The organism is Rhodoblastus acidophilus (assembly GCF_900187365.1).
Classification (GTDB): Bacteria; Pseudomonadota; Alphaproteobacteria; order Rhizobiales; family Beijerinckiaceae; genus Rhodoblastus; species Rhodoblastus acidophilus.
The window spans coordinates 146,706-165,989 of record NZ_FYDG01000001.1 but is presented as its reverse complement, the minus strand read 5'-3'; the positions used below and the strand labels follow the sequence as shown (position 1 = coordinate 165,989).

At 65.9% G+C, this 19,284-nt stretch carries 15 protein-coding genes; 7 read left to right on the top strand and 8 right to left on the bottom strand.

The genetic code is table 11. The annotated features are described in order from the left end of the window. Positions 1–48 precede the first annotated feature (48 nt). Both CFB24_RS00715 and CFB24_RS00710 read left to right on the top strand, forming a co-directional pair. A complete protein-coding gene (locus CFB24_RS00715) occupies positions 49–255 on the top strand; it encodes a hypothetical protein (RefSeq protein WP_088518654.1) in 207 nt (68 codons plus the stop codon). Continuing rightward, entirely contained in the window at positions 255–890 is a 636-nt protein-coding gene (locus CFB24_RS00710; RefSeq protein ID WP_206605456.1) for a regulatory protein RecX, read from the top strand. The genes CFB24_RS00715 and CFB24_RS00710 overlap by 1 nt, the downstream gene beginning before the upstream one ends. A gap of 21 nt (positions 891–911) precedes the next feature. On the opposite strand, the gene CFB24_RS00705 is transcribed toward CFB24_RS00710, so the two are convergent. The 4 genes from CFB24_RS00705 to CFB24_RS00690 all read right to left on the bottom strand — a co-directional run bounded on the left by CFB24_RS00705 (position 912) and on the right by CFB24_RS00690 (position 7,339). After that, positions 912–2,543, bottom strand: coding sequence for an acyl-CoA dehydrogenase family protein (locus CFB24_RS00705; RefSeq protein WP_158255211.1), 1,632 nt, complete (start codon positions 2,541–2,543; stop codon positions 912–914). After that, complete coding sequence (locus CFB24_RS00700) at positions 2,540–2,791, bottom strand: acyl carrier protein (RefSeq protein ID WP_088519464.1); 252 nt, start codon at positions 2,789–2,791, stop codon at positions 2,540–2,542. Before CFB24_RS00700 ends, CFB24_RS00705 begins: the two co-directional genes overlap by 4 nt. A gap of 260 nt (positions 2,792–3,051) precedes the next feature. Beyond that, positions 3,052–6,204, bottom strand: coding sequence for an efflux RND transporter permease subunit (locus tag CFB24_RS00695; protein ID WP_088518651.1), 3,153 nt, complete (start codon positions 6,202–6,204; stop codon positions 3,052–3,054). 10 nt (positions 6,205–6,214) lie between these two features. Next, positions 6,215–7,339 carry an efflux RND transporter periplasmic adaptor subunit gene (locus CFB24_RS00690; RefSeq protein ID WP_245295398.1) on the bottom strand — a complete coding sequence of 375 codons (1,125 nt, stop codon included), beginning with the start codon at positions 7,337–7,339 and terminating at the stop codon, positions 6,215–6,217. Positions 7,340–7,786: 447 nt separating this feature from the next. On the opposite strand from CFB24_RS00690, the gene CFB24_RS00680 reads away from it, so the two are divergent. Next, positions 7,787–8,164, top strand: a complete 378-nt coding sequence (locus CFB24_RS00680) for a hypothetical protein (protein WP_141098301.1) — start codon at positions 7,787–7,789, stop codon at positions 8,162–8,164. Between the two features lie 16 nt (positions 8,165–8,180). On the opposite strand, the gene CFB24_RS00675 is transcribed toward CFB24_RS00680, so the two are convergent. Beyond that, on the bottom strand, positions 8,181–10,688 hold the full coding sequence (locus CFB24_RS00675) for an ATP-binding protein (protein ID WP_088518647.1): 2,508 nt from the start codon (positions 10,686–10,688) through the stop codon (positions 8,181–8,183). A 229-nt stretch (positions 10,689–10,917) separates the two neighbouring features. Beyond that, positions 10,918–11,436: a methylated-DNA--[protein]-cysteine S-methyltransferase gene (locus CFB24_RS00670; protein ID WP_088518646.1), complete on the bottom strand. Its 519-nt coding sequence runs from the start codon at positions 11,434–11,436 to the stop codon at positions 10,918–10,920. 115 nt (positions 11,437–11,551) lie between these two features. Between CFB24_RS00670 and CFB24_RS00665 the strand changes: the two genes are divergently transcribed. Beyond that, positions 11,552–13,006 (top strand): DNA-3-methyladenine glycosylase 2 family protein, encoded by a 1,455-nt coding sequence (locus tag CFB24_RS00665; RefSeq protein WP_088518645.1) that lies wholly within the window; start codon positions 11,552–11,554, stop codon positions 13,004–13,006. A gap of 14 nt (positions 13,007–13,020) precedes the next feature. Here CFB24_RS00665 and CFB24_RS00660 read toward each other — a convergent pair whose 3' ends face one another. After that, positions 13,021–13,554, bottom strand: coding sequence for a phosphate-starvation-inducible PsiE family protein (locus tag CFB24_RS00660; protein ID WP_088518644.1), 534 nt, complete (start codon positions 13,552–13,554; stop codon positions 13,021–13,023). A gap of 260 nt (positions 13,555–13,814) precedes the next feature. On the opposite strand from CFB24_RS00660, the gene CFB24_RS00655 reads away from it, so the two are divergent. From CFB24_RS00655 to CFB24_RS00645, 3 genes are all read left to right on the top strand, one after another. Beyond that, positions 13,815–14,873, top strand: a complete 1,059-nt coding sequence (locus CFB24_RS00655; RefSeq protein WP_088518643.1) for a uroporphyrinogen decarboxylase family protein — start codon at positions 13,815–13,817, stop codon at positions 14,871–14,873. 123 nt (positions 14,874–14,996) lie between these two features. After that, positions 14,997–16,070: a site-specific integrase gene (locus tag CFB24_RS00650; RefSeq protein WP_088518642.1), complete on the top strand. Its 1,074-nt coding sequence runs from the start codon at positions 14,997–14,999 to the stop codon at positions 16,068–16,070. A gap of 347 nt (positions 16,071–16,417) precedes the next feature. Beyond that, a complete protein-coding gene (locus CFB24_RS00645; RefSeq protein ID WP_088518641.1) occupies positions 16,418–18,832 on the top strand; it encodes a TonB-dependent receptor in 2,415 nt (804 codons plus the stop codon). Between the two features lie 109 nt (positions 18,833–18,941). On the opposite strand, the gene CFB24_RS22370 is transcribed toward CFB24_RS00645, so the two are convergent. Then, positions 18,942–19,217 (bottom strand): hypothetical protein, encoded by a 276-nt coding sequence (locus tag CFB24_RS22370; protein ID WP_104469654.1) that lies wholly within the window; start codon positions 19,215–19,217, stop codon positions 18,942–18,944. Between the last annotated feature and the right edge of the window lie 67 nt (positions 19,218–19,284).

Sequence of the window (19,284 nt, the reverse complement as noted above, 5' to 3'; positions counted from 1 at the left end):
GCGTCTTTGTGTTCATTTTTTGTTCCGATTTGAACATGAGGCGAGGCGATGGGTGCGGCGGTCGAAGACGGGTCCGAGACAATCGGCGACGCCGAGATCGACGAGATCATCGCGGAGGCCGGCGGCGATCCGCGTCAGGCGATCCGGAGTTTGCTGCATGATCTTGCGAAGCTCGCCCTCGACGCCGAGACCAGCGTTTCCCATGGTTTCGTGCGGGGGCGTTTCCCGCCGCTCCGGGCTCGCATAGGGCGATGATGTGGTCGAAATCGATGTTCGGTTCGGGGGCGCGGCGCGGTGGTTCGACTGGCGATGACGGCTGCGGTTCCGCTGCGGCCGCCGCCAAGCCGCCGCGCCCGATCGATCAGACGCTGATTCACGAAATGGCCAAGCGCTATCTGGAGCGTTATGAGGCGAACGCCCATCGCGTGGAAAATTTTCTCGCCCAAAAGATCGCGCGTGGCCTGCGCGCCGGGTGGTATGCGGAGGTCGATCCCGACGCCTTGTCCGCGATGATCGCGACGACCGTTTCAACCGCGCAACGCATCGGCCTGATTGACGACAAGGGCTACGCCGGACGGCGCGCGGCCTCTCTCTCGCGACGGGGCAAATCGGCGTCGCGCATCGCGTTGGATCTTAGGAGCCGCGGCGTCGACGCCGATCTGACGCAGAGCGCGATCGCCGAAACCGAAACGACGGACGCCGAACGGGCGCGCCTTTTGGCGCGGCGCAAGCGCATTGGACCTTGGCGCAGTGTGGCGCGCGCGGAAAACCGCGACAAGGACATCGCCAGATTATGCCGCGCCGGATTTTCGCCGGGCCTCGCCAAAAGCGTGATTGACGCGCCTTTGCCTGATTCCGACGGCGAAGGCGCCCCGCCTTTGTCGGAATAGGTCTGGCCGAAAACCGAGAAGTCAGAAGGGACCGCCTGAGGCTCGGTCTTTGGTGGCGGCGCGCACATGATCGAACACCACAGCCCGCGCCGCGCGCGACGACAGGCTGTGATCGGCGTCCCTGAGGATCGCGCGTTCAAGACCCGCGATCCGACGCGCGCGCCAATCGCGGCGCCCGAAATAGCGCGCGAACTCATCGAGGCTGGCGTCCGTCTCGCTGAACAGAACATGCGTGGCCACGCCGCGCGCCGACAGGCGATGCAGCCACGCTTCAGGCGTTCCCGGCTTTGGCGCCGGCCGCATCAGGGCGGAGACGGCTTCGCCCACCGCCTGCATCCCGCGCCGCCCGATCTTGTTGGCGGCGCGCAGCAGGCCTCGCAATGGCGCCTCGCCGCGAACCAGCCGCCGCAGCGCCTCGCCATTGCGCCACATGCGCAGGTACGCGTCCGATGAGCGCCCGGGCGCGGCGAGGGCCTGCTCCAGGGTTTCGTCGCCGCGCCAGGCGAACCGCCACAGGTTGATCAGCACAAGACCGGCGACGTCGTCGTCGCGCAGCGCCGTATGCAGGGCGGCATAGGCGCCGCTGCATTGCCCGACCAGCGTGATCCGGCGATAGCCGGCGAGGCCGCAGATGATCATGGCGTGGTCGAGGGCCTGCGTCATGAGCTGGGCGGCCGACACTTTTACGTTGTTCATGGCGACGAGATAGGAGATGGCGCTGAGGCCGTTTTCGGTCTGGCTGGCGGCCTCGTGGCGGGCGACGCCGTCCACGATCACGGCGCGCATCTGCTGCAGCATGACGGACATTTCGGCCAGCCGCAGCGTGCTGGTGAGATGCGCGTGGGGCGCTTTTCGCGCCGCCGCTTTCACAAAAGCCTGTGAGCGCGAAAACGCTTCGCTGGTGAGGCCGTACCAGAGGGCGGCCCACAGAAGATGGCAATGCGCCAGCATCGACTGCGCCGCGATTTCGGCGAAGGGCAGCGGAAAAATTTGTTCGACCGGCGCCGTGGCCTTGAACAGATAGCCTTCCGAGCACGTGCCGCGCATGCCCAGCGTGTCCCAGGGATGAGTGCGCTCCAGCGTATATTGTCCCTTCTCCACAGCGACCATCACCTGATCGGAGGGGGGAGCGTCGGGATGGGCCCGCGCCGTCACCAGGATCAGGTCGCAGAATTCGCCATAGGAAATGCAGGTGGCGTCCTTCTCCAGGTGGAAGACCTCGCCGTCGCGCACCACGGCGCAGCTCGATGTGCGCAGGTCGCCGCTGCCGCTTTCCGTGGTGGAGGAGCCGAGCAGCAATTGTTCGTCGGCGATGCGGCGCATCAGGTTGCGATGCCACGCATGATCCTGGCCGTGCTGGACGCAGCTCGACAGCTTGATCATGTGCATGGCGTAGATCATCGCCATCGCCGAGCAGGCCTGGCCGAGAATGGCGCAGACTTCGGCGACCTCCATCAGCGCGCGGCCTTCGCCGCCGAGATCGACCGGGATCATCACGCCGAGCAGGCGCTCGGCCTTGATGGCCGCCATGGCCTCGTGCGGAAAGCGGTTTTCCGCATCGACGGCGTCGGCGAATGCGCGCGCGACGCTGGCGGCGCGGCGGGCGCGCTCGGAGAGATCGAGCGCGGCTCGGGGGCGAGGGACGGTGTTCACGCGGCCTCGCGCCCGGACCGCAGCAGGGCGACGGCGTCGGAGATGGCGCGCAGGGTGGCGAAGGTCTTGCGGTTCAGAAGATGATCGGGAAATTCGATGTCGAATTCCTCTTCCAGCGCCAGCATCAGCTGCACCGAAGCGAAGGAGGTGAGGCCGGCGGCGTAGAGATCGGCGTCATCAGCCAGAGAGATCGGATCGACAGGCAGTTCACATGTCTTTGCAACCAGTCCGCGAACAATATCATCGATCATCTCGGCGCCCTCTCCTGAAAAACATCGCTGAACTGTCTGCGCAATTTTTGCGCGCCTGCAATTTTAATAAATTGAAGGGCATTAAGGCGGGGTGAATGACTGCAGCCTGCCGTAGAGATGTCATTCGTTTGGCTTAGAGTGTCTTTGCGAAAAGCGTAGAATTTTAGCGAGCCCGGATTTTATTCTCCGGGCGCGATCGCCGCTTCGCCATTTTTGACACGCCGGAATCGCCGATGCCGCCTGTCCCGCCGCGACGTTCACCGGGCGTCATGGGCCGCCTCGGGCGCCAAAACGTCGCGCCTCGCGCGCATGCGGCACAGCACATAAAACGCCGGCGTGAAGATCAGGCCGAACAATGTCACGCCCAACATGCCGAAGAACACCGCCGTTCCCAGCGCCTGCCGCAGTTCGGCGCCGGCGCCGGTGGCGAGCATCAGCGGCAGCACGCCGAGAATGAAGGCGAGCGAGGTCATCACGATCGGACGCATGCGCAATTGCGCGGCCTCGGCGGCCGCCTCGAAGCGCGATTTGCCCTGTTCCTCAAGCTGGGCGGCGAATTCGACGATCAGGATGGCGTTTTTCGCCGCCAACCCGATCAGCACGACGAAGCCGACCTGGGTGAGGATGTTGTTGTCCATGCCGCGGAAAATCACGCCGGAAATCGCCGCCACCAGGCTCATCGGCACGATCAGGATGACCGCGAGCGGCAGCGTCAGGCTCTCGAACTGGGCGGCGAGCACGAGGAACACGAAGACCACGCCCAGCAGGAAGGCGAAGATGGCGGCGTCGCCCGCCCGGATCTGCTGGAACGCCAGTTCGGTCCATTCCGCCGAAAAGCCGGGCGGCAGGGTTTCGGCGGCGATTTTCTGCATGATCTCCAGCGCCTGGCCCTGCGAAAAACCGGGCGCGGCGACGCCGTCGAGTTCGGCGGCGGGAAACAGGTTGTAGCGTGGCGACCGCGAGGGGCCGGCGATGTCGCGGACGGTGGTGAACGATCCCAATGGAACCGCCGCGCCCTCGGCGTTGCGAACGCGGATTTTCGGGATGTCGGTCCAGTCGTTGCGGAACGGCGCGTCGGCCTGGGCCGTCACGCGGAACGTGCGGCCCAGCAGGTTGAAATCGTTGACATAAGCCGAGCCGAGATAGGTTTGCAGCGCGGCGAAGACGTCGGACACGTTGACGCCGAGAATCTGCGCGCGGTCGCGGTCGATATCGAGATAGATTTGCGGGGTGGCGTTCTCGAACAGCGAAAACACCTGTTGCACGCCCGGCGTCTGCGCGGCCTTCGCCATCATGGCCGACACCGCCTGCTGCATCGCCGCCGGTCCGGAGGCCCCGTGATCCTCGACCATCATCCGAAACCCGCCCGCGCTGCCGATGCCGCGTACGGAGGGCGGCGGCACCACAAAAACCTGGCCGTCGCGGATCGCGGCGAACTTTTGCGTGAGCGTCGCGCGGATCGCATTCGCCGAAAGATTTCGATCCTTCGCCCGCTCCTCGAACGGTTTCAGCGTCACGAACACGGCGCCGGCGTTGGGCGCATTGGTGCGCGTCGCTCCGGAAAAGCCGACGATGTTGACGGCGTGGGCGACGCCGGGCGTCTTCAGCGCCAGCTCCACCACACGACGATTGACCGCGCTGGTGCGGTCCAGCGCGGCGGCGGGCGGCAATTGCGTGACGGTGATGAGATAGCCGGCGTCGATCTGCGGGATGAAGCCCGTGGGCGTGCGGCGGAATTCGTTGAGGCCGAAAGCGACGACGCCGACGTAGAGCAGCGCCATGATCAATGCGGCGCGCGTCACGCGCGCGACCAGCGCGCCATAGCCGCGCGACAGTTTGTCGAATCCCCAGTTGAAGGCGCCGAAAAACCCGGCGACGCCGCGCGCGACAAAACCTTTCGCGGCCTGCTTCGGGCGCAGCAGCAGCGCGCACAAGGCCGGCGACAGCGTCAGCGAGACGATCAGCGAAATCAGCGTCGCGCCGGCGATGGTGAGGGCGAATTGGCGGTAGAACTGGCCGGATATGCCGGGAATGAAGCCGGTGGGCACGAACACGGCCGACAGCACCAGAGCGATGGCTACCAACGCGGCGCCGACCTCGTCCATCGTGCGCCGCGCCGCGTCACGCGGCGACAGCCCGTCATGAATGTTGCGCTCGACATTTTCGACCACGACAATGGCGTCGTCGACGACGATGCCGATGGCCAGCACCAGGCCGAACATGGACAGGTTGTTCAGCGAGAAGCCGAACACGCTCATGAGAAAGAACGTGCCGACCAGGGAGACGGGAATGGCGACGATGGGGATGACCGCCGCGCGCCAGCTTTGCAGGAACAGCACGACGACCAGCACCACGAGAGCAATCGCCTCGAAGATCGTATGAACCACCGCGTCCTGGGATTGCTGGATGAATTCGGTGGGATCGTAGATGATGCGGTATTCCAGCCCCGGCGGAAAGCCTTTCGCCAGTTCGGCCATGGCCGCGCGCACGCGCGCCGCCGTCGCCAGCGCGTTCGAGCCGGGCAATTGGAAGACGCCGAGGCCGACGGCCGGGGTCGTATCCAGATATGAGTTCACGCCATAGTCGAGCGCGGCCAGCTCGACCCGCGCCACGTCCTTCAGCCGCACCAGCGCGGGGCCGTTGCTCTTGACGACGATGTCGCCGAATTCGTCGGGCTGGATCAGCCGCCCTCGCGTCTGCACCGAAATCTGAAAGGCGCCGGGGTTGGGCATGGGCGGTTGGCCGAGCACGCCCGCGGCCACCTGCACGTTCTGGCGTTGCAGCGCGGCGACGATGTCGCCCGACGTCAGGTCGAGCGATTGCAGCCGCTCCGGGTCGAGCCAGACGCGCATGGAATAGTCGCGGCCGCCGAACACAGTGATCGAGCCGACGCCCTCCACGCGGCTGAGCACATCCACGACATTGATGCTGGCGTAGTTGGAAATGAACAGGTCGGGGTGGGACTTGTCCGGCGACAGCAGGTGGACGACCATCATCAGATCGGGCGAAGCCTTGGCGACGGTCACGCCGATATTGCGGACATCCGCCGGCAGCCGCGGCTGCGCGACGGAGACGCGGTTCTGCACCTGCACCTGCGCGGTGTCGAGGTTCGTGCCGAGATCGAAGGTGATGGAAATGGTGAAGCGGCCATCGCTCGTCGAGTTCGACGAGATGTAGAGCATGTGCTCGACGCCGTTGATCTGCTGCTCCAGCGGCGCCGCCACCGTATCCGCCACCACTTGCGCGCTCGCGCCCGGATATTGCCCGGTGACGTTCACCACCGGCGGCGCGATCTCCGGATATTGCGCGACAGGCAGGTTCGCGTAGGAGACCGCGCCGAAAATGACAATGACGATCGACACGACGCAGGCGAAGATCGGCCGGTCGATGAAGAATTTGGAAAATTCCATTGCTGAACCTTCAGTTCGCCGCGGGAGACGGCGCGTCCACGGCGGCGACTTGCGGCGACACCTTCCCTTCCGCCTTGACGCGCATGAGGCCCTCGGTGACGACGCGGTCCTGCGCGTCGAGTCCGGTTTCGATCACGCGCAGGCCGTCGACGACCGGGCCGAGCGTCACATATTTCATCCGCGCGACATCGTCCTTGTCGACCACATAGACGAACTTGCGCGCCTGCTCCGTTCCCACGGCGACATCGGGAACGAGCAGTTTTTCGGCAGGCGGCGCAGCTTGCACCCGGACGCGCGCGAACATGCCCGGCGTCAGTTTGCCATCGGGGTTGGCGACGGTCGCGCGCATGCGGATCGTGCCGGTGTTGCGGTCGATGACATTATCGACGAAATCGATCCGGCCCTCGTGCGAGAACGTTTTTTCGTCGAGCAGCCTGAGTTTTACCGGCAGCCGCAATCCCCGGTCGGGCGCATCGCCGGTCGCCTTGGAAACGTTGATGAAGCGCAGATAGGCGCCCTCATCGACGGTGAATTCCAAGCGGATCGGATCGATGCTGGCGATGGTGGCGAGCAGCGTGGTCGCGCCGCCGGCGCCGCCCGTGACCAGATTGCCGACGGAGACGCGGCGGTCGCCGATCCGGCCGGCGATCGGCGCGGTCAAGTCGGTGTATTCGATGTCAAGCTCCGCCTGGCGAACCGCCGCGTCCTGCGCCGTGGTCGCGGCTTCGGCGGAGCGGCTGGTTTGCACGCGCTGTTCGAAGCTCTGCTGGGTGATGGTGGAGCCGCGCACCAGATCCTTGCCGCGATCGAGATCGGTCCGGGCGAAGGCCTGCTTGGCCTTGGCTTCGTTGAGCGCGCCGCGGGCCTGGTCGGCGGCGATCTGATACGGGCGGGGATCGATCTTGAACAGCGGATCGCCCTTCTTCACAAACTGGCCATCCTTGAAATCGATCTCCTGGAGATAGCCGGACACACGTGCGCGAATTTCCACGAAATCGACGGCGTTGAAGCGGCCGACGAATTCATCGTAGTCCGACACGGCCTTTTTCACGGGCGCGCCGACGGAGACCTGGGGCGCGGACGCCGCTGGCGCGGGCGGCGGCGCCGATTCGCCGCAGCCCGCCAGAGAACTCACCACAAGCGACGCAAGGAGGAATGACGGCTTCAAGACGCTTGACCTTTCAAGCACGGGAACTGTGCTTGAAACGCGCGAGACGCCAGCTGGCTCCCGCGCAAGCCGCGCGCTTTGGTTTTGGGCCGGCGCCCGGCGTCTGCGGCGGAGTTCCGCGTCAGGCGGCGAGCCCGTTTCCGGTTCGCCGCCAGTTTTGCGCATTTTGGCCGACGACGCTGAAAATCTCGCGCGCCCGCCATATTTTCCCGGACAGGCTGCGCGTCTTGACGCATATTGAGCCGGCGATGGCGGATGTGCGGCCATCGGCGGACGCGCCCGGCGATTTCGCGACAAGCTTGATCCCGGCCGCCGCGAATCCAGCAACAAGCGACTTGCGTAAGGCATGATCCCGGAACACGCGGTTTTCGCAAGGGATCATGCTGGACCATAGCGGGGAGAAAGCGCGCCGCCATGCCTGACGAATCCCAAGTTTCGATGGTTTCGGACGACGTGTTCGATCCGGCCGAGATCGACGATCTCGTCGACGATCTCGGGCCGGGGGAGGTGGCGCGACTGCTGAAAATCGGCCTGGGCGACATCGGCGAACGCGTCGCCCGTCTACGTGACGTGTCCGGCGACGACCTCACGGAGGGGTGCGGGCTGGCGCACCAGCTCAAGAGCCTGTTCGCGCAATTTGGCGCGCTGACCGCGGCGCGGGAGGCCGCGGCGCTCGAAGCCTGCGCGTCGCCTCAGGCGTTCGCGGCGCGCTTGCTGGCTTTCGAGGCTTGCGCCTGGCGCGCGCTCGTCTGGCTCGAAGACAAACAGGCGGGTCTGGCGCCCCCGGCGTGAGGCTGCGAACGGCGTCTCAGGCCGGATCGGCCGCCGCCTCGGACCGAGGCGGCGCGCGGTCCGCGGCCAGGGCCGCCGCCAGCTTCTTGCGGTTGATCGGCTTGGAGACGAAATCGTTCATGCCGGCGGCTTTGCACGCTTCGATGTCGGCGGGCAGCGCGCTGGCGGTCAGGGCCACGATCCGCACATCGCCCTTTCGGCCGGGCAGCGACCTTATGCGCCGCGCCGCCTCCAACCCGTCCATGACGGGCATGTGGACATCCATGAACACCAGGTCGAACGTCCCGCTCGCCATCAGGCGCGCGGCTTCGAAGCCATTGGGGACGATCTCGACGCGATGGCCCATGCCTCGGAGCAGCGCCCCAATCACCTCCTGGTTGGTCGGCGTGTCCTCCGCGACCAGAATGTCGAGCGCCTCGGTCGCCGCGACATTTTTCGCACCCGGCTTTTGTGCCGCAAAATCCGGTCGCGCGATGGCGTCGAGGCGGCGCTCGATGCGGTGCGGCGTCAGCGCCCCTTCGATGGCCTGGGCGTCGGGCGGCGGCGCCCGCGAACTGTCGCCGAACATGATGCAAATCTTGCCGGCGGCGGCGAGAGCGGGAATGTCGACGGCGTCGATCCGCTGCGCGTCGACGAACACGAAGCGCGCCCGATCGAGGTCGCTCAGCTGCAATCCGCTATAGGCGATGACGCGGCCCGCCGCCTCCCGCCCGCGTTCGGCGGCGCATAGCAGCGCCGCTTCGCCGCGCGCGGCCGGGGCCGCCGCCTTGACGAAAGGCGCGCGAATTTCGAACCAGAACAGGCTGCCTTCGCCCTCGGCGCTGCGAACGCCGATCTCGCCTTTCATCGCTTCGACCAGGCTCTTGCAAATCGCCAGACCCAGCCCCGAACCGCCGAATTCGCGCCAGATGGCGGGATCAATTTGGCTGAAAATCTGGAACAGCCGGTCCTGCTTATCCGCGGCGACGCCGATGCCGGTGTCTTCAACCTCGAACCGCAGGCGCTCGGGCGCCACGCGGATGACGCGGATGCACACGCGCCCGCGATGCGTGAACTTGACGGCGTTGGCGACGAGATTGAGCAGGATCTGCCGCAGCCGCGCCGGATCGCCCGTCGTGGCCAGGATTGCCTCGGCTTCGACATCCATTTCTATCCGCAAGCCCTTGCGGATGGCGACGGGTTCGAGCGCGTCGATGACATTTTCCACAATCGCCAGCGGCTGGAATTCGCGGCTCTCCATGTCGAGCCGGCCCGTCTCCAGCGCGGAATAGTCGAGAATATCGCCGATCAGCTCGACCAGCGCCTCGCCCGATTGCCGGATCGCTTTGACATAGCGGCCCTGTTCGGCCGAAAGCGCGGTGGTCTCCAGCAGGTCGATCATGCCGAGCACCCCATTCATTGGCGTGCGGATTTCGTGGCTCATCGTGGTGAGGAAATAGGTCTTGGCCTGATTGGCGCGATCGGCCGCCTCCTTCGACGCCGCCAGGGCCGTCTGGCGGCGGTCGGCTGCGAGGAAGTCGAGTTGCAGCCGCACGGCGCGGCGGCGCTGCCGCTCAAAACCAATCGCCATCATGAACAGCGCGGCGGGGAAGGCCGACAGATAAAGCGCGTAAACCGGCTGCGCTATGCCGCCATAAGCGGCGGTCTCGGAGGTGAGCGTCATCAGGTGAAGCGGCGCGCCCTTCACCGGCGTCCGCAAGGCGAGCATGTTCCTCGCCGTTTTGGCGCCGGGGATGCTGTCCGTCGGCGTCAGCCGGTTTTCGGGCAGTTCGGCCAGCGATCTTTCGACCAGTTCGAAATCCGAGCCGGAGCGGCGTGGCGACAAGGCGTGGCCGCCGTCCCCGATCAGCAGGAATTCATGGTATCCGCCGCCTTGGGTTTCGTCGGATTCGATCAGCAGTTTCGACAGGACCTTCAGGTCGGCGGTCATCGCCACCGCTCCGGCCACGGCGTTCTTGAACACGACGGGCGCGACCACCTCGATGGTCCAGTCGTGCGCGTTGATGTGCGGCGGCGCGACCGTTTCGGACAGGGTTCCGATCACAGGCGCGGAGCCGGCGCCGGCCGACGCGATCTCGACCTTGTCGATGCTGACGAAGCGGATGGCGCGCAGAAACGGCGCGCCGCGCAGCGACACCCGTTCGATCGTGCGTTCAAAGCGCTGCTCGATGAAGCCGATGCTGGCGTTCAGGCCATAGCGCGGCGACATGCCGAGCGCCTCGTTGGTCAGGTAGTCCTCGATTTCGGGGCCGCTGGCCAGTTGCGCGGCGAGCTTTTCCTGTTCGGCCAGGAAATCCTCGATGACGGCGGCGCGCCGTTCGCTGTCCGCGAGCAGGCGCGCATCGGTCGCGCCGCGCAACTGCACCTGAGTCGAATACAGGCCCCAGGCGAGCGCCAGAACCAGCAGCAGGAAGACGCTGGCCATGACCAGCGGCCATTGCAGCAGCAGACGCTGCCAACCTGACAGCAAGGCGTCGCGCCGTCCGGGCGTGGGCGTCGGCAAGTTGGTGGCCGGTTCCGTCATGGTTCAAGTCGATCAGATCTGCGTGAAAGGCGTCGCGCGCTTGAAGGTCTTGAGGCGGATCATTCTCCTCCTCGCCGCTCGTCTGTCATCCCACGGATTTTGGCGGGCTGAAATATATCGTTCAAATCTTAAGCGTTGGCGTCGTCGCAATCCGCCAACGGGCGCGATATCTCCAAGACTTTATGACGAATTACCTGCGGTTTCTCGCAATTTAACCTTTTGAATGGCGTCAAAGAAGCGCGCCTTCATGGCGCAGCAGCCAGAGCTTTCGCTCCAATCCGCCGCCATAGCCGACCAGCGCGCCATCCGCGCCGATGACGCGATGGCAGGGGATCACGAGGACGATGGGGTTGCGATTGTTGGCGAGGCCGACGGCGCGCGCGGCGCCGGCCGCGCCGATCCGCCGCGCGATCTCGCCATAGCTGACCGTCGCCCCCGCCGGAATGGTCCGCAGCGCCGCCCAAACCTGACGCTGGAAGACGCTGCCGCCGGTTTCGACCGCGAGCGCGTCCAGCGCGGCGGCGTCGCCATTGAAATAGGCGTCCACGGCGCCGCGCGCCGGAGACGGAGCGCGGCGCGCCTCCAGGCGGAGGCGTCCGACGCCCAGCGGCAGGCGCCGGCGCAGGTCCGCCGGATCGTCGGCGGCGCCCCAGTCGAGCAGCCGGATCGTCTCCCGTTCATCGGTGACGATCCGCAGCAGGCCAGTGGGCGTGGGCAAGGTTTCCAGGAACAGGCGCGTCTCGATCATGCGCCTTTTTAGCGCGCGGCGAATCCGCCGTCTGGCGGTTTTCGGACCCCGGCGTTTCCGGCGCCATGTCCGAAAACCGCGAGACTTTTGCAGTTCATGCGCGCAGAATCCGCCGATGGACCTCGCTCCCGACGCCTGTTACCGCGCCATCTGCGCGCGCGATTCCCGGTTTGACGGACGGCTGTTCACCGGCGTCAAGACGACCCGTATTTACTGCCGCCCTGTTTGCCCCGCGCGGACGCCGCGCCTGGAAAATGTCGCGTTTTTTCCGACCGCCGCGGCGGCGCAGGAGGCCGGTTTCCGGCCGTGCCTGCGCTGCCGCCCGGAAACGGCGCCGGATCTCGGCGCCTGGCGCGGCGCGTCCAACACGGTGTCGCGGGCGTTGGCGCTGATCGAAATGGGCGCGCTCGACCAGCGGGGCGTGGAGGCGCTCGCCGAACGCGTCGGCGTCGGCGAGCGGCAGTTGCGCCGGTTGTTCGCGCGCCATCTCGGCGCCTCGCCCATCGCGGTCGCGCAGACCCGTCGCGTGCTGCTGGCGAGGCAGCTTATCCAGGAAACCTCGCTGCCGATGACCGAAGTCGCGCTGGCTGCGGGATTCGACAGTCTGAGGCGCTTCAACGAGACGTTCCTCGCGCTGTACCGGCGGCCCCCGACGGCCCTGCGCCGCGCCGGGGGCGTCGAGGCCTCGTCCGGCGAGATCGCCTTGGCCTTGCGGTTCAAGCCGCCTTACGATTGGACCGCCATTCTCGGCTTCCTTGGCGCGCGCGCCATAGCGGGCGTGGAAAGCGTCGAGGGCGGAAGCTACCGTCGCGCCATCGCGCTGGAGGGCGAACACGGCGTCGTCTCCGTCGCCCCATCCGGCGCCGATGCGCTCAAAGTCGTCCTGCGCCTGCCGAAACTCGCGCTGCTGCCGGGGATCATCGCGCGGTTGCGGCGCGTGTTCGATCTCGCCGCCGACCCCGAAGCCGTCGCCGCCGATCTGGCGCGCGACCCGAAGCTGGCGCCGCTGGTCGCGGCGCGTCCCGGCCTTCGCGTGCCCGGCGGATGGGATGGGTTTGAACTGGCGGTCAGGGCGATCCTGGGGCAACAGGTGACGGTCGCCGGCGCGGCGCGCTGCGCGAGCAAACTGACGGAAAGATATGGCGAGCCGCTGCGTTGCGCCGATCCCGTTCTAAGCCGCATTTTCACTACGCCTGCCGCGCTCGCCGGCGCCGATTTCTCCGGCTTCGGCCTGCCCAGCGCCCGCGCCGAAACCCTGCGCCGCCTCGCGCAAACCGTCGCCGCCGATCCCGATTTCCTGTCGGCGCGCCACGCGCCGGCCGAAGTCATGGCCCGGCTGCGCGGGCTGCCGGGCGTCGGTGAATGGACCGCGCAATATTTCGCTTTGCGGATGTTGCGCGAGCCCGACGCCTTTCCGGCGGATGACCTCGACTTGCGCCGCGCCATGGCGGAAGACGGCGCGCGTCCGACGCCGAAAAACCTTTTGGCGCGCGCGAACCTTTGGAGGCCGTGGCGCGCCTATGCCGCGCAGCACCTCTGGACCGCCGGCAGCGTCGCGCCGGCGGCGTGACGGCGGCGTTTGGCTTATCTTTTGAGGACGTGGGTCTCCGCGCCATGCGCATGCGCGTTCCGCCGCAGCAGAAAAATCGACACGACCATCACAAGGATCAATCCGCCGAGGACGCATAATTCGATCATCGACGAATTGAACAGTCCGTGCAGCTCCGGCGCCGATGGGCCGGAATCCTGCGCCTGCGACGATTCCAGCGTGATGACCAGCATGCGCCGGATCGAAGCGATCAGGCCGACGACCAGAAACTGCTCGCAGGCCAGCGCGCCCTCGTGGAACGACACGCGCACGGTGTGGAGAATTTCGATGATCATCAGAACCAGCAGGATCCGGTCGATCGCGATGACCAGCGGCAGCGGCGACTCGACGTCGGCCGCCGCCTTCGCAAGGGTCATGACGGCCCCAATCGTTCCAATCGCCGCGACAATGGCCAGCAGGCCGCCCAGGACCAGATAGGCCGTGAACTCGACGCGCGAAAACGCCCGCTTCGAGACGCGTCCGACCCAGTTGGTTTCCGCGTCGATATGTTCGGAATTGATCGTATCCATCAAGCCTCTCGTCCGTAGCCGTCAAACTCCAGCTTCCTTATAGGCGGCGCTCGGCGGAAAACGACCCAATTTTTACGCCGGGGCAGGCTTCTGCGTCCCCAAGTCGTCCCCAGCGCCGGCAGGACGCCAAGCGGCGATCTGTCGCGGGGAAGCGGCTGGATTGATGGAGACAAATAAAATATAAAATCTATAGATAAAATGTTTTATATTGAGTTTGACGTCGCCTGCCGGCGCGGCCGACCCCTTCGGACGAAAAGATCATGACCCGCAAAGAGACGATGACTTCCCGCGAGCGCTTCGCCGCCGCTCTCGCTGGCGAGCCGTATGACCGCATTCCCGTTTTCCTCCTCATGAGCGACCATGCGGCGCGGGTGATCGGCGTCAGCGTCGGCGAATATCAACAGTCGGCCGATTTGATGGCCAAAGGCCAACTCGCCGCCCAGCGGCTTTATGGCGTCGATCTGCTCAACACCGGGCCGGGCCTGACCGGCCTCGCCGAGGCCCTGGGCGCCAAACTGGCGTTCCCCGACAACACCGCCTATGTCGTGGAAAATCCCGCGCCGACTCCCGAGGATCTCGATCGTCTGAAAATTCCCGATCCCCGCCGCGATGGCCGGTTGCCGTTGTTCCTTGAGGCGACGAAGATCGTGCTCGACGAAGCCGGCGCCCGCGTGCCGGTGTCCCTGACCACCGCCGGTCCTTTCACGACAGCCTCGTATTTGCGCGGTCCCGACCAGTTATTGCGCGATCTGCGCCGCGCGCCGGAGGTCGCCCATCGCGCCCTGCGTTTGGCCACCGACGCCACCATCCCGTTCATCCGCGAAGTCATCGCGCTCGGCGCCCGCATCAGCCTCGCCGAGCCGATGGCGTCGGGCACGCTGATCGCCGCCGCGCAATTTCGCGCCTTCGCCCAGCCCTACCTCACGGAAATCGTGGACGCCGTCAAACACTTGACCGGCGGCGTCGGCCCCTCGCTGCACATCTGCGGCGACAGTTCGCGGATCTGGTCCGAGATGGCCGACACCGGGGCGAGCGTGTTGAGCATCGACGATGAAGTCGATCTCGCCGCCGCGCGCGCGCAAGTGGGGCATCGGGTCGGTTTGATCGGCAATATCAGGCCGACGGCGGTGATGGCCAACGGCGGCCCGGACGACGTCAGGGCCAACGCCCGCGCGTGTTTCGAGAAAGGCGTCGGCAATCCCAAAGGTTACATTCTCGGCCTGGGTTGCGCCTTGCCGATCAATACGCCGCCCGAAAATGTTCACGCGCTGTTTGACGCCGCCTGGGAGTTGAGCGGGGAACGCCGAGCCTTGACCTGAAATTGACAGGGATTCGCGACATCGGTAGCTTGCGGCGCGCTGAAGGAGCGCCGTCATGCCCGCGAAAGCCCGGTTTTTCATCGTCACGCCGCCGACAAGCCGCGCCCAATCCGTTTCGGTGGGATGACGATGGACAGGACGATCCCGGACGATTCGCCCCCTCCCGGCGAAGGCGCCCTGGTTGCGCCGCGTAGCGCAACCGGTGAGGTTCCCGCGCATCTGGAGCGGCTGGCCGAGCGCGCCCGCGACTACGCCAAAGCCGCCAGTTCGGACAACACAAGGCGGGCCTACGCCGCCGACTGGAAACATTTCTGCGCCTGGTGTCGCCGCCAGCGGCTGGAGGTGATGCCGCCCGATCCCGAGATCGTCGGCCTCTATGTCGCCGCCTGCGCCTCGGGCGCGGCCAGCCCGGACCAGAAGGCCAATTCGGTCGCCACCATCGAACGGCGCCTGTCGGCCTTGACCTGGAATTACGCGCAGCGCGGCGCGCCGCTCGACCGCAAGGACCGCCATATCGCCACCGTGCTGGCCGGCGTGCGCAACACTCATGGCGCGCCGCCCGTGCAAAAAGAGGCTTTGCTGCCCGACGATCTGATCGCCATGCTGGAGACGTTGAGCCGCGGCGGGCTGCGCGGCCTGCGCGACCGCGCCATTCTGCTGCTGGGCTTCGCCGGCGGCCTGCGCCGCTCGGAGATCGTCGGCCTGGATTGCGGGCGCGGCCAGACCGAGGACGGCGCCGGCTGGATCGAGATCCTCGACAAAGGCATGGTGCTTACGCTGCGCGGCAAGACCGGCTGGCGCGAGGTCGAAATCGGGCGCGGCTCGTCGGAGGCCACCTGCCCCGTCGCCGCGCTGACCACTTGGCTGCAGTTCGCCCGGATCGGCCATGGGCCGCTGTTCCGGCGCATCGCCGGCGAGGGCCGCAAGGTCGGCGCGGAGCGGCTCAACGATCGCCATGTCGCGCGTCTGGTCAAACGCGCCGCGCTCGCCGCCGGCGTGCGGCCCGATCTCACCGAAGCCGAGCGCAAGGCGAAATTCGCGGGCCATTCGCTGCGCGCCGGCCTCGCCTCCTCGGCGGAGGTGGACGAACGCTATGTGCAAAAGCAGCTCGGCCACGCCAGCGCCGAAATGACCCGGCGCTACCAGCGCCGCCGCGACCGTTTCCGCGTCAATCTCACCAAGGCGGCGGGGTTGTGACGCAGCAGGATCGGCGGGCGAATCAAACGCCGGCTCCGTCAGCTTATACTTGGCCATAATGGCTGCGTGACGCCCGTTACAGGTTCTTGCGGAGTTCAATTCGTCCTATCTGGATGAATCATGCGGGCGTATTTCGGGAAAAAATCCCATTTACTGCGGGATACGCTCCCAAAAAATAATTGTACTGTCGCTGCTTTGCCACACATGCGCGGAAATATGGCTGAATTTGGCGCCTCCTTCCGATGGGACAATTGCCTGTTTCCTGCGGTGATATTTAATTCCTCATTGCGGGCCGTCGGACGACGGAACCGCAGAGGCGGTAAAAAAACGCCTGGAGGGGGGAATTCATGATTCGTGCAAGTCTGTCGGTGGCGAGCGTTCTGATCGCATTGGGAGCAACCGGCGTCCATGCGCAAACGGTGACGCTGCCCGACATCAATGTCACCACGGATACGCCAAGCGCGCTGCGTCGCGCCCCGGTCGTCGCGCCCGTAGCCCCTTCGCCCGCGCCGGCGCCTGTATCAGCGCCTCCGACCGCTCTGGCGGTGGAGCCGGTGATCGACAGCCGTCCGGCCAACAACACGCATGTTTCCGCCGAGGACATCCGCCGCACTGCTTCGCCCGATGTCGCGGAGGCGTTGAACCGCTCCGCGCCCAGCGTCAGCCTGCAAGCGCCGTCGGGCAACCCCCTCACGCCCGACGTCGAATATCGCGGCTTTGTCGCCTCGCCGATCGAAGGGACGCCGCAGGGCCTCGCCGTCTATCAGAACGGCGTGCGCGTCAATGAGGCGTTCGGCGATACGATGAACTGGGACCTGATCCCGACCTTCGCCATCGCCTCCCTCGACCTGATTTCCAACAATCCGGCCTTCGGCCTCAACGCGCTGGGCGGCGCGCTCAACGTCAGGATGAAAGACGGCTTCGCCTTTCAGGGCGGCCAGCTGGAATTGCAGGGCGGCTCCTATGGCCGCTTCCAGGCCGCGCTCGAATATGGCAAGCAGATCGGTCAGTTCGCCTTCTACGGCGCGCTTGAATACGTTCACGACGACGGCTATCGCAGATTTTCCGAATCGAATGTCCGCCGCTTCTATGGCGATCTCGGCTATCGCAACGAAGGCCACGAAATCCACCTGAATGTCGGCCTCGCCTCCAACAAGTTCGGCGCCGCCGGCACCTCGCCGATTGAACAGGTTCAGCAGGACTGGGGCGGCGTTTACACCACGCCGCAGACCTCCGAGCGCCAGTTCGGCATGATCAATCTCACCGGCGCGTTCGCGCTGACCCCGACCTGGACGCTCAACGCCAACGCCTATGTCCGCCGCTTCATCCAGCGCACCGTCGACGGCAACCCGACCGACGTCTACGATTGCGGCGACGCCACGCTGTGTTTCAACGACGACAATCCTTCTACGACCAACATTCCTTCGGCGCCGTTCGCGGGCGCGACGCTCGGCGAGATCGACCGCACCCGCACGCTGACGACCAGCGTGGGGACGGCGCTGCAACTCAACAATCGCGACGACCTGTTCGGTCACAGGAACCGCTTCAGCATCGGCGCCTCGTTTGACTACGGACAGACGTCCTTCGCGGCGAATTCCGAACTGGGGATCATCGGTTCGGATTATGTCGTGGCCGGCTCGGGAACGCCGGTCGGGACCATCCTCGATCCGAACAGCGGACAGACGGTGTTCGGCCCGGTCGACACCCACGCCATCAACCGCTATCTCGGCGTTCACGCGCTCGACGCTTTTGACGTCACCGACCGGTTGACCGTGTCCGCCGGCGCGCGCGTCAACTACGCGTCCATTTCGCTGTTCGACCAGATTCCCGGCGGCGACGTGAACGGCCAATACAGCTTCACTCATGTCAATCCGCTTGCCGGCCTTACCTACAAGATCACGCCGGACCTGCAGGCTTACGGCTCTTACGCCGAAGGCAATCGGGCGCCGACGCCGCTGGAGCTGGGCTGCGCCAATCCCGAGCGGCCCTGTGTGCTTGCCGCTTTCCTGGTGTCCGATCCGCCGCTGAAGCAGGTGGTGTCGCGCACGTTTGAGGCGGGCCTGCGCGGCCAGCACGATTTCGGCGGCTATGGCGCGCTGTCGTGGAAGGCGGGCGCGTTCCGCACTCGCAACGAGAACGACATTCTCAACATCCCCTCGCAACTGTCCGGCTTCGGCTATTTCGCCAATGTCGGCTCCACCCTGCGCCAGGGCGTGGAAACCGCGCTCAACTATCGCTATGCGGACGTGGCGCTGCGCGCGTCCTACACGTTTATCGACGCCACCTTCCGCGACACGTTCACATTGACGTCGAACAGCCCGTCCGCCGACGACGGCCAGATTCTGGTGACGCCGGGCAACCAATTGCCGATGGTCCCGCGCCATCGCGTGAAGGTGAGCGTGGACTGGGACGTGACCTCGCGCGCGACCATTGGCGCGGACATGCTTTTCGTCGGCGCGCAACGCTATGTCGGCGATGAGGACAACAAGAACGCCAAGCTGCCGGCCTATGTCACTTTCGGCCTCAACGCTTCCTATCGCGTGCTCGACAACGTCACCGTGTTCACCCGCGCGACCAATCTGCTCGACCGCCGCTATTACAACTACGGAACCTATCTGAACCTGGAGCAGCAGCCTTTCCCCGGCGCTTTCACCGACGCCCGCAGCGTCAGTCCCGCGCAGCCGTTCTCGATCTATGGCGGCGTGCGCGTCGCCTTCGACACGCCGGTCGTCGCGCCGGCGGCGGTCATAGCGAAATACTGACGCGCTGGCGTCTTGCCTGCCGACATGACGCTGGGACGGGGAAAACATCAATGCGGCTCAGGCCGCGCGACGGCGAGGCTTCCGACGGAAGCCTCGCGTGTTGGCGTCGTCAGCGCTTGCCGCAAATGGCTCCCGTGTTGACGTCGAGAAGATCGTCGGGACTCGCGAAACCGCCGAGGATCTGCGCGCCATTGGCGGGAATGCAGGCGCCGGGCCACGGCGCGGCGTATTCGCCGGACGCCTGCATCGCCCGATCGGACGATCTCATGTGGTTGGCGTGCGCCGAGCCGGCTTGAGCGCCGGACCCAGCGACGAGCGCGAGGACAAAGGTGGCTCCTACGGCGGCGCCGCGGGCAAGTTTCCGGCTGTTCTTCGTGACGGGCATTCTGATCTCCTGTGCGTTATGGCGATAAGACAAGGATCTGGCGCCTTGACCCTCGACGAGATTACGC